The sequence below is a fragment of the uncultured Bacillus sp. genome (assembly GCF_958411575.1).
Taxonomy (GTDB): Bacteria; Bacillota; Bacilli; order Bacillales; family Bacillaceae; genus Bacillus; species Bacillus spizizenii.
On sequence record NZ_CATYRA010000004.1, the window covers coordinates 99,819 to 114,383 of the forward strand.

The window sequence follows — 14,565 nt, forward strand, 5'->3', positions numbered from 1 at the left end:
AGTTACACGATACACCTTATGGATAAGGAACAAAATGAAAACATAGAAGCTGAACAAAAAGGCTGCAATATTTCACACAAAGGTCATTATATAATTTATTTGTTTTGAAGTCAACCATTCCTCCATTATTGCTTTGCCGTTTATGATATAATAAACAAAAATTAGTGGTAAACTTTTAGGTGATAAAAACATGGTAGAACAAACAAAAGAACAACTATCCGCCTTTCATTATCATATGCTCGATTTTTTATTAACCAAATCTGAAAAAGTCACATTCACCGACTCATTCAAATGGCTGACTTCGGCTATACAAACCTACTTTTCATCCCTTTGTGTTTCGCTTACACCGTCACCATCTGACTCTGCGGCAAAACTGGCAGATGATGAATTATATTTTTCCGCTTCGAAAATAAACGCTTCATTTTATATGATTGAGGACGGCTCCGGCAGGCGCTTTCATCTTACATGCAGACAGGGTGGAGAGATTCCTGAAGGGCTTTCGGACGTGGTTGCTTCATTTTTAAACCAGTCAATGAAACAGGAAAGACTCTATATCAAAACGATCTATCAAAAAAAGATATACAAAATGACAGAGCTGTTCCATTCACTGCTTGATCAGACAGAGGTGCTGAAGCAGCTTTTAGAAAGCTTGACCCGCACGTTTTCTCCTATTGAGTTTTCATTGTTTATTTCGCACGACCAAGATCAATGTTTAGGTGTTCCTGCAAAAGAGCTGGATATGGAAGGGGAAAAATCCGATTCCTTTGCTCTCAAAGTGTATTTGTCCGGGGATATTTTGCGAAAAAATGAATCAGCCGCCTACATTCCGATCAAAGGACAGCAGGGAACGTACGGGGTGTTGATGGCTGAAGGAAAGGGCGGCAGTTTGATTACTGACGTCTACCTTGATGAAATGTCGCTAATAGCAAACGCGGCGGGAAAAGCATTTGAAAATGCCCAGCTCTATGAACAATCCAAAGCAAGCATCGCAAATTTGGAATTGATCAATGAAACGTCACGCCGCCTGAATCAGCGGCTGACACTGACCGATACGATGAATGATCTGGCTGTGAGAATGGCGGAATCATTTCTGGCAGAAGAAGTGGGTTTTTTTCATATAGATCATTTTGAAAAGCTAACATTGCTCCCTGGCAGCACAGCGTTTTTTAAAGAAGCGAAGCCATCTGACTTTTATCATGAGTTGAAAGAAAAGCTGTATGAAGGTGAAAGAGGGGTTTTCATCGGAAATGGCCAGTCTGTTTTTGGAAAGGCCGGCTACGGCTCGCTGATGGCCGCTCCGATGATTGAGAATGACCGGCTTTTAGGCTTTGCGGTTTTATTAAAACAGGAACTGTACGCCTTTACATTTGAAATGTATAAGCTGTTTCAAGCGCTGATTCATCACGCAACGCTGGCTGTAACCAATTCAATGCTCCGCGACCGCCTTGAGCATCTCGTGAAAACAGATCAGCTAACTGAACTGTATTCAAGGGTGTATTTAGATGAAAAAATTCAATACAGCATGAAAATCCACCAAAAGGGTGTCTTTATTCTAGTTGATATTGATAATTTCAAGAATGTAAATGATACGTACGGTCATCAGACTGGGGACGAGATTTTAATTCAAGTCGCTTCGGTGATTAAAAGCAACATCCGAAAGCAGGATGTAGGCGCCCGCTGGGGAGGCGAAGAGCTGGCGATTTATTTACCGAATGTGCCGATTGCGGTGGGTAAACGGATTACTGAGCGATTGGTTTATGCGGTCAGAAAAAACACAAAACCCGAGGTGACCATTTCATGCGGTATCTCCTGCTGGACGGCAGAAAAAAGAAAGTCTTTGAAAGAGCTTGTGCATGAGGCTGATGAAGCGCTCTACAGCGCGAAACGAAGCGGAAAAAACCGCTTGATGATACACGAATCAATAAAATAAAAAAAGCCCAAAACAATATCAGTTTTGGGCTTTTATATTACTGTGCTAACGCTTTTTCAAGCGTTTCGGCAAATTGTAATAAGTATTTTTCATCAATTTCGTCGAAACGGTTTTTCACTGGGCTGTCGATGTCCAGGACGCCGACAACTTTTCCGCCTACATGAATCGGAAGCACAATTTCTGATTGAGACGCTGCATCGCAAGCGATATGTCCCGGAAACGCGTTTACATCCTCAACACGCTCCACTTTTCCGTTTGCATACGCTGTACCGCAAACGCCTCTGCCGAAAGGAATCCGAACACATGCCGGCAGACCTTGGAACGGCCCTAACACAAGCTGTCCGTCCTCTTCTTTGGCAAAATAGAAACCAGCCCAGTTTACTTCAGGCAAAGAATGATACAGAAGCGCTGAGGCATTTGCATAGTTTGCAATTTGATCTGTCTCGTCTTCGGTCATGGCTTCGAGCTGTTTTAGCAGAAGCTGATAGTCTTTTTCTTTATCTCCAGATTGTTTTTCGACATGGAACATGGAAAACCCTCACTTTTTCTATAATATAAAACAAAGTTCCGGCTTTTCTGCCGGCATTTGTCGATAAGTTCTTACAGGAACAGCGGCCTTCTGCTTGAATAGTACAAAGAGGAAGGAGTGAGCCGTATGAAAGTAAGCACCAAAGACAAAATTATTGAATCTGCTGTCATGCTTTTTAACCAAAAAGGATTTTCTGGCACGTCTGTCCGTGAAATTGCAAAGTCAGCTGATGTAAATGTTGCGCACATCTCCTACTATTTTAAAGGTAAAGGAGGTCTGATGGAACACTTAGTTTCAGAGTTTTACGAAGGCTACAGCAAAACGCTTGAAACAGCGGCAGGCAATATCTCTTCTCAAAGCACGCAGGAACAGCTTCTCCAATTGGTTTTCGATATTTTATCCTATCAGCATAATCATCGTCAATTAACTCGTTTTGTCTACCGGGAAGTCACGATTGACTCCACGTTAATCAGGGAAATTATGTCGACATATCTAATGAAGGAAAAGTATATCTTCCAGCTGATCATTGAGGAAGGAGAAAAACAGCGTGAACATTTAACGCTGCCGCTGCCCCATTTTATTCTTCAATTAAAATCTCTCTTAATGATGCCATATCTCCAGCCTCAATATATTTCAGAAGTGCTCTACATGCAGCCGCACGAGCCGTATTTTTATAAAATGTATTTTGAAGAAATCAAAATTTGGATCAGAAGCGTCTTCCGGACAGGAGACGTGGCGCTTATCAATTAGCCCCCTTCAAAAACGTCTCATATGCGTATCCGACATCTCCCGCTTGATGGGCATCAGACCCAAACACAAGCGGGATTTTCTTTTGCTTCGCTTCATTCAGCATCCAATCCTCTATATAAATGCCGCCAGCGTACGTTTTTCTCAAGCCGGAAGTATTGAAGTCGAGCTCCATTCCGTTTTCTTCAATAGCATTCAGGCACTGAGAAACGAGTCCGCGAATATGTTCAGACATGCTGTATGGAAACAGCTTGATGAATTTTTGAACGAGTGTGATATGGCCGACTCTTTTTGGCTTATTAGAGCCGAGAAATGCTACAATGGAAGAATAGATGCTGCGGTAATACTGTTCATATACAGCTTCAATGCTCCCGCAAGCTGAAATCAGCTCCTTAAAGGTATGCTCATCATAATCAAGGCACAGATAGGAAGAACCTGCGCGCAAAAAATGAACGGATAGGATGCTGTCATCTAAATATGGCCCGTATGTGTCCAGAAATAATTTGATTTCGTCTTCAAATTCAGCAATATAATCAACCTCAAGCCCCGTCCGTATGGTAAGCTGTCCGCGATATTCTTTCTTTAATCGGGAAATTTCATTGATATAACGCTCCAGAGAGGCTTGTGCCATCGCGCTGTCTTTCAGCGGTGTCGGATCAGTAAAAGAGGGCGGCAATGGGGCGTGTTCGGTAAAAGTAATCGAATCGAAGCCTTTTTTTAGGGCCTCTTCTGCATATTGCCTGAGTGTGTCATTTGAGCCGTGAGGGCAAAATGGTGTGTGAATATGTCCGTCTCGCTTTTGCATTGGCGTCACCTCATGAAAAAATAGTCAAATCTTGCCGATTTTGCACAAAAAGTTTTTGATTTCTGGTCAAAAAATGTTGGTAACATGGTATCATAATAACAATGAAAACGACAGTTTTTCTCAATACATATCCTGAAATCTTTCTGAATAAATAAAACACCCTGACAGATTAAGGTTAACAGCAAGGGGGCTCATTATGGAGTTTGTCATTGGATTATTAATCGTACTGCTCGCGCTGTTTGCGGCAGGCTACTTTTTCAGGAAAAAAATCTACGCTGAAATTGACCGGCTTGAATCGTGGAAGATTGAAATTCTAAACCGGTCGATTGTGGAAGAAATGTCCAAAATTAAACACTTAAAAATGACGGGTCAGACAGAAGAGTTCTTTGAGAAGTGGCGTGAAGAATGGGATGAGATTGTCACAGCCCACATGCCGAAAGTTGAAGAGCTCCTTTATGATGCCGAGGAAAATGCAGACAAATACCGTTTTAAAAAGGCCAATCAAGTGCTTGTTCATATCGACGATTTGCTGACAGCGGCGGAATCGAACATTGAAAAGATTCTTCGCGAAATCAGCGACCTCGTCACAAGTGAGGAAAAGAGCCGTGAAGAGATTGAACAGGTGAGAGAAAGCTATTCAAAATCGCGAAAAAACCTGCTGGCTTACAGCCACCTTTACGGAGAGCTTTATGACAGCCTTGAAAAGGATCTTGACGAAATTTGGAGCGGAATCAAACAATTTGAAGAAGAAACAGAAGGCGGAAACTATATTACTGCACGAAAAGTGCTGCTTGAGCAGGACCGCAATCTTGAACGGCTTCAGTCATACATAGATGACGTGCCGAAGCTGTTAGCTGACTGCAAGCAGACGGTGCCAGGCCAGATTGCAAAGCTCAAGGACGGCTATCGCGAAATGAAAGAGAAAGGGTATAAGCTTGAGCATATCCAGCTTGATAAGGAATTAGAAAATCTGTCAAATCAGCTGAAACGGGCGGAACATGTCTTGATGACTGAGCTGGATATTGATGAAGCGTCCGCAATCCTGCAGCTCATAGACGAAAATATTCAATCTGTTTATCAGCAGCTGGAGGGCGAAGTCGAAGCCGGCCAATCTGTGCTAAGCAAAATGCCTGAATTGATCATTGCTTATGACAAGCTGATAGAAGAGAAAGAGGATACAAAGGCGGAAACTGAGCTGGTGAAGGAAAGCTACAGACTGACAGCTGGCGAACTCGGCAAACAGCAGGCTTTTGAAAAGCGCCTTGATGAAATTGGCAAGCTGCTCTCATCCGTTAAAGATAAGCTCGATGCAGAGCATGTCGCCTACTCACTTTTAGTAGAAGAAGTTGCTTCAATAGAGAAGCAGATTGAAGAAGTGAAAAAAGAGCATGCTGAATACCGTGAAAATCTGCAAGCGCTGAGAAAAGAAGAACTTCAGGCAAGAGAGACGCTCAGCAATTTGAAAAAAACAATTTCCGAGACAGCAAGACTGCTGAAGACAAGCAATATTCCAGGCATTCCGAGTCATATTCAAGAGATGCTCGAAAACGCATATCATCATATTCAAGAAACAGTCAATCAACTAAACGAACTTCCATTAAATATGGAAGAAGCCGGAGCCCATTTAAAGCAAGCAGAAGATATTGTCAACAGGGCAAGCCGGGAATCAGAGGAACTTGTCGAGCAGGTGATCCTCATTGAAAAAATCATTCAGTTCGGAAACCGGTTCAGAAGCCAGAATCATATTTTATCTGAACAGCTGAAAGAAGCAGAAAGACGTTTTTATGAATATGATTACAGTGAAGCGTATGAAATTGCAGCAGCAGCAGTTGAAAAAGCCGCACCAGGGGCTGTCCGAAAAATAGAATCACAAAAGAAAAAAGAGCATCAATATCAATAAAGTGTACATAAAAGGCCGACGCGTGAATGCTCGGCCTTTTAATGTATTAAGAATAAAAAAAGCCTTATTGGATGTAGATCCAATAAGGCTTTTCGTTTTTACTGGTTGATATTAGCTGTTTTTTTATTCGAACCGGTAGCAAGAGAAATCAGATAACCGGCAATGCCTCCAATGATTGCAGGGATGACCCAGCCAAATCCTAAGCTGTAAAGCGGCAGCGATTGCCCGAGAACTTTATTTAAAGAACCGAGCGGAATGCTCGCGGCATTCAGGCCATCAATAATACTGAAAATACCAGTTGCAATCAAACAAAGAATATATACTTCACGTCTGCCTTTAAATGATTTTTCAATAAATGAAAGCAAAATGATAACAATTGCTAACGGATAAATAGCTGATAAAATAGGAACTGAGAATAAAATAATATTTGACAGCCCAAAGTTAGAAATAATAAAACTGAACACAGTGACAATCGTTACTACGGCTTTATAAGATAAAGAAGGAATCAGTTTTGAGAAATAATTTCCGCATGAAGAGACAAGGCCAATGCTTGTTGTCAAGCACGCGAATAGGATAGCGACGCCTAAAATGATATTTCCTAATGACCCGAACAGGTGCTGTGAAGATTCTGATAAGATTTTGCTTCCTGCTCCAAGGAGTCCGACAGATTCTGTGCTTGTTGCTCCTAAATAGGCAAGTGAAACGTAAACCAGGCCGAGCCCTGCTGCGGCAACAAGTCCCGCTTTAATACATACGGAAGCAACTGATTTACGGCTGGTGATGCCTCTGTCCTTAACGGCATTAACAACGACAATTCCGAACACGATAGAAGCAAGGGCATCCATTGTTTTATAGCCTTCTAAAAATCCTTTAAACAATGATCCGGAAGCATACGCTTCAAGCGGCGACTGAATGTCCCCCATCGGCGTCACGATGCTTTTGATGACTAAGATTGCGATAACAGCAAGTAAAATAGGTGTTAATACCTTACCAATCCTGTCAACTAGCTTTGTAGGATTTAAAGCCAGGTAGTACGTAACAGCAAAGAAAAGAAACGTAAAAATAAGAAGTGTGAGCCATGCCGGCATGCCGCCTACAAAAGGTACAGCCGCAATTTCATAAGAAACAGTGCCTGTTCGCGGAATTGCAAACAGCGGTCCGATTGTTAAATAAAGAACGACTGTAAAAATGGTTCCAAAGACCGGATGTGCTTTATCTGCAAGGCCTTTAGCATCTGTACCTGTTAAAGCAACAGCTACAACACCTAAAAGCGGCAGGCCGACACCCGTCACGAGAAAGCCTGTCATCGCTTTCCAAACATTTTCACCGGCTGCTTGCCCAAGTTCCGGCGGAAATATCATATTTCCTGCGCCAAAGAACAAAGCAAAGAGCATAAGCCCAATGGCGATCGTTTCCTTGGCTGATAGTGATGATTTCATAACGTATAAATCCTCCTAATTTCAACATGGTAGAATATTCTGTCAATTAATTGTCAGATAATATGACGAAAGTAACAAATCTAATTATAGGTGAATGTATGAAGAAGTCAATAGTAATTTTATTTACTTTTTCAGCAGTAATTTGTTATGGTAACATATAAAATTAGTTTTGTATCGCTTTCATATTAAAGGAGTAAAAAGATGTTATATTTAGACAATAGTTCAACGACCAAACCTTACGATGAAGTCTTGAACACATATGAACAAACAAGCAGACGATATTTTGGAAATCCTTCATCTTTGCACCGGTATGGAGCTGAAACGGAACAGCTGCTTCAGGCAGCTAAACATCAGATAAAAAGAGCCATAGGCCTAAAGAATTATGATATTGTATTTACGTCAGGCGCTACAGAAGCTAATAATTTGGCTTTAAAAGGAGCCGCTTTGTCAAAAATAAAAGCAGGCAAACATATCATTGCCACTTCTATTGAACATCCGTCCGTTACGGAATCGTTAGAACAGCTGACAGAGTTATTCGGGTTTGACGTCACTTATCTTCCAGTGAACGAAGACGGATTTGTTTCAATTGAAGAACTGAAACAAGCCATCCGTCCGGATACCGTGCTTGTCAGCATGATGCATGTGAACAATGAAGTCGGTTCCGTGCAGCCGATTGAAAAGGCAGGAGAAGTGCTGAAAGAGCACCCGAACATTTTGTTTCACGTCGATTATGTGCAGGGCATCTATAAAGTGCCCTTGGCGATTGAAAAGGCAGGCATTGATCTATGTTCGATTTCCGGGCATAAATTTCACGGGCTGAAGGGGACAGGCGCGCTTATCGTAAAAGAAGGAACACGTCTTATTCCCCTGATAACGGGAGGCTCTCAGCAAAAAGGCATTCGGGCCGGAACGGAGCATACTGCGGGGGCGGTTTCGCTTGCCAAAGCCATTAATCTTGCCGCTGCTGATTTTGAAACAAGGCTTGACACGATGGCTGCCGCAAAGGAATTGTTTATGAAAAGGCTGAGTGAAACCGAAGGCGTTGTTGTCAATACGCCTCAAATGAATAGTGCGCCGCACATTATTAATTTCTCTGTTCCTGGGATTAAAGCAGAAGTGCTTTTACACATGCTCGAGGAACAGGATATATTCGTCTCAACAACATCGGCCTGCTCGGCAAAAGAGCATAAGCCCAGCAAAGTTCTTTTACAGATGGGCAAGGGAGAGCAAATTGCCGGAAGCAGCATCAGAATCAGCTTAAATTACAGCCAGACAAGCGATGTGGCAGAACCGTTTATGAACGCGCTCCGTCCTGGCATCAAAAAATTAAAGAAAATGATGAGGTAGAACATGAATTACGATCATATATTAATTCGTTTTGGGGAAATTTCGACAAAAGGCAAAAACAGAAAAAGCTTTATTGAGCGCTTAAAGCAAAACGTCAGACTCGTTTTGAAAGACTATCCGAACTTAAATTACTTTTCCAATCGGGACCGTATGACAATTACATTAAATGGAGAAGATCCTGAGGCGCTTTTTCCTCATTTAAAGCAGGTGTTTGGCATTCAAAGCTTCAGCCTGGCGATTAAGTGTGATAGCCGCCTTGATGATATTAAGGCAACTGCTCTGCAGGCTATCGAAAATCAGTATCAGCCTGGTGATACGTTTAAAGTCGCAACGAAGAGAGCATATAAACAATTTGAATTAGATACGAATCAAATGAACGCCGAAATCGGCGGCCATATTTTGCGAAATACAGAAGGATTGACGGTCGATGTCCGCAATCCCGACATCCCGCTCAGAATCGAAATCAGGGAAGAAGCGACCTTTTTGACGATCCGCGATGAAAAAGGTGCAGGCGGCCTGCCCGTTGGTTCAGCAGGCAAAGCGATGCTGATGCTTTCCGGCGGTTTTGACAGCCCTGTGGCTGGTTTTTATGCGATGAAACGTGGACTGTCGGTAGAAGCTGTTCATTTCTTCAGCCCGCCATACACAAGCGAGCGCGCAAAACAAAAGGTAATGGATCTGGCAAAATGCCTGTCCCGCTTCGGGGGAAGCATGACGCTTCATATCGTTCCGTTTACGAAAACGCAAGAGCTCATCCAAAAACAAATACCTGAGAACTACACAATGACGGCAACCCGCCGCCTCATGCTTCAAATTGCCGACAGAATCAGAGAAAAGAGAAATGGGCTTGCCATCATTACGGGGGAAAGCCTTGGTCAGGTAGCGAGCCAAACGCTTGAAAGCATGTATGCGATTAATGCGGTGACGTCAACACCGATTTTGCGTCCGTTAATCGCCATGGATAAAACAGAAATCATCGAAAAATCACGAGAAATCGGCACATATGAGACAAGCATTCAGCCGTTTGAAGACTGCTGCACGATCTTTACGCCGCCAAGTCCGAAAACACGCCCTAAAAAAGAAAAAATCGAACACTTTGAAAGCTTTGTTGATTTTGAGCCGTATATTCGGGAAGCGGTTGACAACATTGAAACAATAACGCTTTATAGCGAACAAGAAGCAAGCGATAAATTCGCAGAACTCTTTTAAATCGCTCCGGCTCCTGTATACAATTACCAAAGTTTTTTTGAATGAAGCCATGTGTTTTAACACATTCTATACTCACAAGGAGGTGAGACACATGGCTAACAATAACTCAGGTAACAGCAACAACCTTTTAGTACCAGGAGCTGCTCAAGCGATCGACCAAATGAAATTAGAAATCGCTTCTGAATTCGGTGTAAACCTTGGAGCAGACACAACTTCTCGCGCTAACGGTTCTGTTGGAGGAGAGATCACAAAACGTCTTGTATCTTTTGCTCAACAAAACATGGGCGGAGGACAATTCTAATTTACAATTTCACATAATGGCTTAGGAGTGGGGGTATCCCCACTCTTTTTCATTTTATATATATAAAAAAGGACCAGCGGCCTATAAAAACCTATGTTTACGGAGCTTGTTTTTAGGCATATCCTTACGGAAAGAGCCTGTATTTATGTATAATGGGTGAAGAAAGTGAGGAGTTGTACGTGTTAAAACGAGAAGATTTAATTGCCCCTATGCAATATAATTTAGTGAATGAAATGGAAAAGTTCAGTGCCGCTGGACAAAAAACCGCTCTTCTATGGGAGGATGAGTCGGGTAAGCAAAAATCTTGGTCATATGAAAAGCTGATGGAAGAAACAAATAAAATTGGAGCAGCTTTGGCTGACCTTGGATTTAAAAAGGGAGACAAGCTGATTGTAATGGTTCCGCGGGTGCTTGAAGCCTATGCTGTTTATTTGGCTATCCTAAAATCAGGAATGGTTGTCATTCCGTGCTCGGAAATGCTTCGTGCGAAAGATCTTGAATATCGGATTGAACATGCAGAAGTAAAAGGCGCCATCGTCTATTCTGAATTTATCGGCGCTTTCCGTGATGTCAGTACGGCTGACAAACTGATTAAACTGTCTATTGGCGAAAACGATGCCGGCTGGAAAAATCTCTTATCGATCCAAGCGGACGGAAGCCGATTCCAAACAGCTGACACAACAAGAGAAGATATGGCTTTCTTATCTTATACATCCGGAACAACAGGTCAGCCTAAAGGTGTTGTACATACACACGGATGGGCATTTGCTCATTTAAAAACATCTGCCGGCGCTTGGCTTGATATTTCTGAAAAAGATATCGTCTGGGCGACTGCTGCCCCTGGCTGGCAAAAGTGGGTGTGGAGCCCGTTTTTAGCGGTACTCGGAAGCGGAGCAACGGGTTTTGTGTACCACGGCAGATTCAAAGCAGAAAAATATTTAGAACTTTTAAACCGCTACAAAATCAATGTCTTTTGCTGTACGCCAACGGAATACCGCTTAATGGCGAAGGTCGAAGGTTTAGACCGATATGATCTTTCTGCCCTGCACAGCGCAGTGTCCGCAGGCGAGCCGCTCAACCGTGAAGTCATTGATGTGTTCCAAAAGCACTTCGGCATTAAGGTGCGGGACGGGTATGGCCAAACGGAAAGCACGCTTTTAGTCGGTGTCTTGAAAGATATGGATATTAAACCGGGAAGCATGGGAAAACCGACACCGGGAAATCAGGTGGAGATCATTAATGAAGACGGTGAAATCTGCAAATCTGGTGAGGTTGGCGATATCGCAGTTCACCTTAGCACGCCGGCACTCTTTAAAGAATATTACAAAGATCCTGAAAGAATGAAAACACAAATTCGCGGCGATTATTTCCTAACAGGAGACAGAGCAAAAAAAGATGAGGAAGGTTACTTCTGGTTTGAAAGCCGAAATGACGATATCATTATCAGCTCCGGCTACACCATCGGGCCATTCGAAGTGGAAGACGCGCTTGTTAAGCACCCTGAAGTAAAAGAATGTGCTGTTGTCGCAAGCCCTGATGAAATCAGAGGATCCATCGTTAAGGCGTACGTTGTCCTGCAAAATCACGAAAAACGCAGTGATGAGCTTGTCAAAATACTGCAAAACCATGTGAAGACCATTACCGCTCCATACAAATATCCGAGAGAGATTGAATTTGTGGAAAGCCTGCCGAAAACGGCTTCTGCAAAAATCAGACGAGTGGAATTAAGAAAACGTGAAGAACAGCTCAAAGCCAATAAAAAGGCGTAAAGAAAGAGAGTGAACGTGAATGAAGGCGATATGGCACGGCGGTTTCATTTATACGATGCTCGAAGAAGGCGATCTGACAGAGGCAGTTTATATCGAGGATGGTGTCATAAAGGGCACCGGCAGCTATGAACGTCTAAAGAAACAGTACGGGGCCCCGGAAACAGAAGAAATCAGCCTGAACGGAGCAGTGATGTTTCCCGGTTTTGTCGACAGCCATTTACATTTGATCGGCCACGGTGAGAAACAGCTCCAGCTCGATCTGTCCGCACTAACGTCAAAAGAAGCTATTTTGCAGGCTGCCAAGGAAAGAGAGCGACAGCTTCCTGAAGGCGATTGGCTCATTGGAGAGGGCTGGAATGAAAATCAGTTTGAGTCACCGGACTATTTGGTTAAGCATGATCTTGATCGCTTATTTCCAGACAGGCCCGTCTTGCTCAAGCGAATATGCCGGCATGCGATAGCCGTCAATTCTGCGGCTCTTCAAGCGGCAGGGATTACTAGAAACACTCCTGATCCTGACGGCGGAGTCATCGCAAAAGATGCAAACGGTGAGCCGACCGGGCTTCTGTTTGATAAGGCGCAGAATTTGATTCTGAAGGCTGTCCCGCCAGTCTCCCAGCGCTATGTTGATGAGGCGCTTACGGCTGCGATAAAGGACTGCTGGACAAAAGGCCTGACGGGCGGACATTCGGAAGACTTGTCCTATTATGGTGATGTTTCGGTGCCGATGAAAGCTTATGAGAAAGCTGCCGCTCGCGGAAAGTATCCGTTCCGCTGTCATTTGCTCGTTCATCATGAAGCGGTAGATCGATGGGAGCAGCTGGAGAAGCCATCCGGCCCGTATGTGGAGTTCGGTGCGATGAAAATCTTTGCAGACGGGGCGCTTGGCGGGAGAACGGCTTTATTGAAAGAACCATATCAGGACGATCCGTCCACTAATGGAGTTCAAGTTCATGATGACGAAACCCTTGACAGGCTCATTCGAAAAGCGAGAGAAAAAGGCATGGAAGTTGCGGTTCATACAATCGGCGACCTAGCTTTTGAAAAAGTGCTGAACGCAATAGAAAAGCAACCGCCCAAAAACGGCCGGCATGATCGGCTGATTCATGCTCAAGTGCTGAATGACGAATTAATCGAAAAAGCAGCACGTATGCCGGTCGCACTTGATCTTCAGCCTCATTTTGTCGCCAGTGATTTTCCTTGGGTGATTGACCGTCTCGGAAAAGACCGGATGAACACAGCCTTTGCGTGGAAAACGCTGATGTCTAAAGGCATATTATGCGCGGGCGGTTCAGACGCCCCGATTGAGCCTGTTGACCCTCTTCTTGGCATCCAGTCTGCGGTGCTCCGGAAAAGCAGTCATGAACAGAACGGGCCAAGCTATAATGAAAGCGAATGTTTAACTGTATATGAAGCAATTAAGCTCTATACAGAAGGAAGCGCAGGGATCATTTATAAAGAGAAATCACGCGGAAAAATTGCCGAAGGCTATGACGCGGATTTTACGGTTCTCAGCGCGGATCCGTTTACAATTGACCCTGTAAAGCTTCATCTTTTAGACATTGAAAAAACCGTAATTAACGGCCAGGTTGTATATGAGAAATCATAAAAGGACAGGCGGGAAGCCTGTCCTTTTCACGTTCTATAAAAAAGTGCGTTTTACTTTCTCCCAAAATGAATTGTCCTTTAGTTTGACTGTTTTGATTTTCTTGTCAGACAGTTTGATTTCGATCGTTTTCACGTTTCTTGTGCTGAGTGCTTCATTGTCCAAGCCGATGATTGGGTGCTCATTGCCGTCTTGTACCACACGAAGAGTCAGCTTTCGGTCGGAGCTGAGGACAAATGGCGAGCCGAGTGTCCGGTAGTTGTTATTGTTAAGAGAAGCAAGCTCAGATACCTGCATGCATGGGAGCAGCGGATCAACAACCGCACCTGCAACAGACTTGTTATATGCAGTGCTGCCTGTAGGCGTCGAGATAATCATCCCGTCACCTCTAAACGTTTCAAAGTGCAGATCATCAATCAGCACGTCCATCACAAAGGTTTTAATAATGCTTGAACGGATGGAAACCTCGTTTAGGCAGTGAAAAGGACTGGCGTTATCCACTGTCACTTCAATCAGCGGATATTTTCTGACTTCAATTTGTTCAAACGTCATCGCGTCGACCATTTTTTCACGCTCATCACTATGAAAGTCGCAATATAAATGAGCTTTCCCCTTTTTGGTAATGCCGACGTACAAGCAGTCGTCACGGAAATTCGTCTTTCTGACTGCCTGCAAAAATGTGCCGTCACCGCCAATGCTAGCAATGATGTTGGCGTCTGAGGGCTGATTCACAACCGTAAATCCATGCTCTTCAGCCAATTGCGTTAAAGAGTTGGCTTGTTCGTGTGTTTCTTGGTCCTGTTTGTGAAAAAAATAAACATTACGGCGTTGATCGGTCATATCCCATTTCCCCTTTGCTGTCATATTTAAGTTTTTCTGCCATCCAGTATTTGTGATAAAATACCTTTGGCCATAAGTGTACCACGTTTGGCGGCAGCCCGTTAAGCCAGAGCTTTCTCATCAAATGAAACATTTTTCATATT

At 43.5% G+C, this 14,565-nt stretch carries 12 protein-coding genes; 8 read left to right on the top strand and 4 right to left on the bottom strand.

Going from position 1 to position 14,565, the window contains the following annotated elements; genetic code table 11:
• Window positions 1-190: 190 nt before the first annotated feature.
• Window positions 191-1,930, top strand: coding sequence for a diguanylate cyclase (locus tag Q5C82_RS08290; protein ID WP_013308031.1), 1,740 nt, complete (start codon window positions 191-193; stop codon window positions 1,928-1,930).
• Between the two features lie 37 nt (window positions 1,931-1,967).
• On the opposite strand, the gene Q5C82_RS08295 is transcribed toward Q5C82_RS08290, so the two are convergent.
• Window positions 1,968-2,459, bottom strand: coding sequence for a GAF domain-containing protein (locus tag Q5C82_RS08295; RefSeq protein ID WP_003223477.1), 492 nt, complete (start codon window positions 2,457-2,459; stop codon window positions 1,968-1,970).
• A 126-nt stretch (window positions 2,460-2,585) separates the two neighbouring features.
• Between Q5C82_RS08295 and refZ the strand changes: the two genes are divergently transcribed.
• Complete coding sequence (refZ, locus tag Q5C82_RS08300; RefSeq protein ID WP_003223478.1) at window positions 2,586-3,209, top strand: transcriptional regulator RefZ; 624 nt, start codon at window positions 2,586-2,588, stop codon at window positions 3,207-3,209.
• On the opposite strand, the gene hisJ is transcribed toward refZ, so the two are convergent.
• Window positions 3,202-4,011: a histidinol-phosphatase HisJ gene (gene hisJ, locus Q5C82_RS08305; protein WP_003223480.1), complete on the bottom strand. Its 810-nt coding sequence runs from the start codon at window positions 4,009-4,011 to the stop codon at window positions 3,202-3,204. The genes refZ and hisJ overlap by 8 nt on opposite strands.
• A gap of 196 nt (window positions 4,012-4,207) precedes the next feature.
• Between hisJ and ezrA the strand changes: the two genes are divergently transcribed.
• Complete coding sequence (gene ezrA / locus Q5C82_RS08310; RefSeq protein ID WP_003223482.1) at window positions 4,208-5,911, top strand: septation ring formation regulator EzrA; 1,704 nt, start codon at window positions 4,208-4,210, stop codon at window positions 5,909-5,911.
• Between the two features lie 98 nt (window positions 5,912-6,009).
• Here the strand turns inward: ezrA and brnQ are convergent, their stop codons facing one another.
• The gene (brnQ, locus tag Q5C82_RS08315; protein ID WP_003223483.1) at window positions 6,010-7,350 is read right to left on the bottom strand and encodes a branched-chain amino acid transport system II carrier protein; all 1,341 of its coding nucleotides are present in this window, start codon (window positions 7,348-7,350) and stop codon (window positions 6,010-6,012) included.
• Between the two features lie 201 nt (window positions 7,351-7,551).
• Between brnQ and Q5C82_RS08320 the strand changes: the two genes are divergently transcribed.
• The 5 genes from Q5C82_RS08320 (at window position 7,552) to Q5C82_RS08340 (ending at window position 13,585) form a co-directional block, all read left to right on the top strand.
• Window positions 7,552-8,697, top strand: coding sequence for a cysteine desulfurase family protein (locus Q5C82_RS08320; protein WP_003223487.1), 1,146 nt, complete (start codon window positions 7,552-7,554; stop codon window positions 8,695-8,697).
• A 3-nt stretch (window positions 8,698-8,700) separates the two neighbouring features.
• Complete coding sequence (gene thiI, locus Q5C82_RS08325) at window positions 8,701-9,906, top strand: tRNA uracil 4-sulfurtransferase ThiI (RefSeq protein ID WP_003223488.1); 1,206 nt, start codon at window positions 8,701-8,703, stop codon at window positions 9,904-9,906.
• A 91-nt stretch (window positions 9,907-9,997) separates the two neighbouring features.
• Window positions 9,998-10,207, top strand: coding sequence for an alpha type acid-soluble spore protein SspA (gene sspA / locus Q5C82_RS08330; RefSeq protein WP_003223491.1), 210 nt, complete (start codon window positions 9,998-10,000; stop codon window positions 10,205-10,207).
• A gap of 179 nt (window positions 10,208-10,386) precedes the next feature.
• Window positions 10,387-11,976, top strand: a complete 1,590-nt coding sequence (locus Q5C82_RS08335; protein WP_013308030.1) for an acyl--CoA ligase — start codon at window positions 10,387-10,389, stop codon at window positions 11,974-11,976.
• Window positions 11,977-11,995: 19 nt separating this feature from the next.
• The gene (locus Q5C82_RS08340) at window positions 11,996-13,585 is read left to right on the top strand and encodes an amidohydrolase (RefSeq protein ID WP_003223495.1); all 1,590 of its coding nucleotides are present in this window, start codon (window positions 11,996-11,998) and stop codon (window positions 13,583-13,585) included.
• Between the two features lie 33 nt (window positions 13,586-13,618).
• On the opposite strand, the gene Q5C82_RS08345 is transcribed toward Q5C82_RS08340, so the two are convergent.
• Window positions 13,619-14,422, bottom strand: coding sequence for an NAD kinase (locus Q5C82_RS08345; RefSeq protein ID WP_003223497.1), 804 nt, complete (start codon window positions 14,420-14,422; stop codon window positions 13,619-13,621).
• Window positions 14,423-14,565 lie beyond the last annotated feature (143 nt).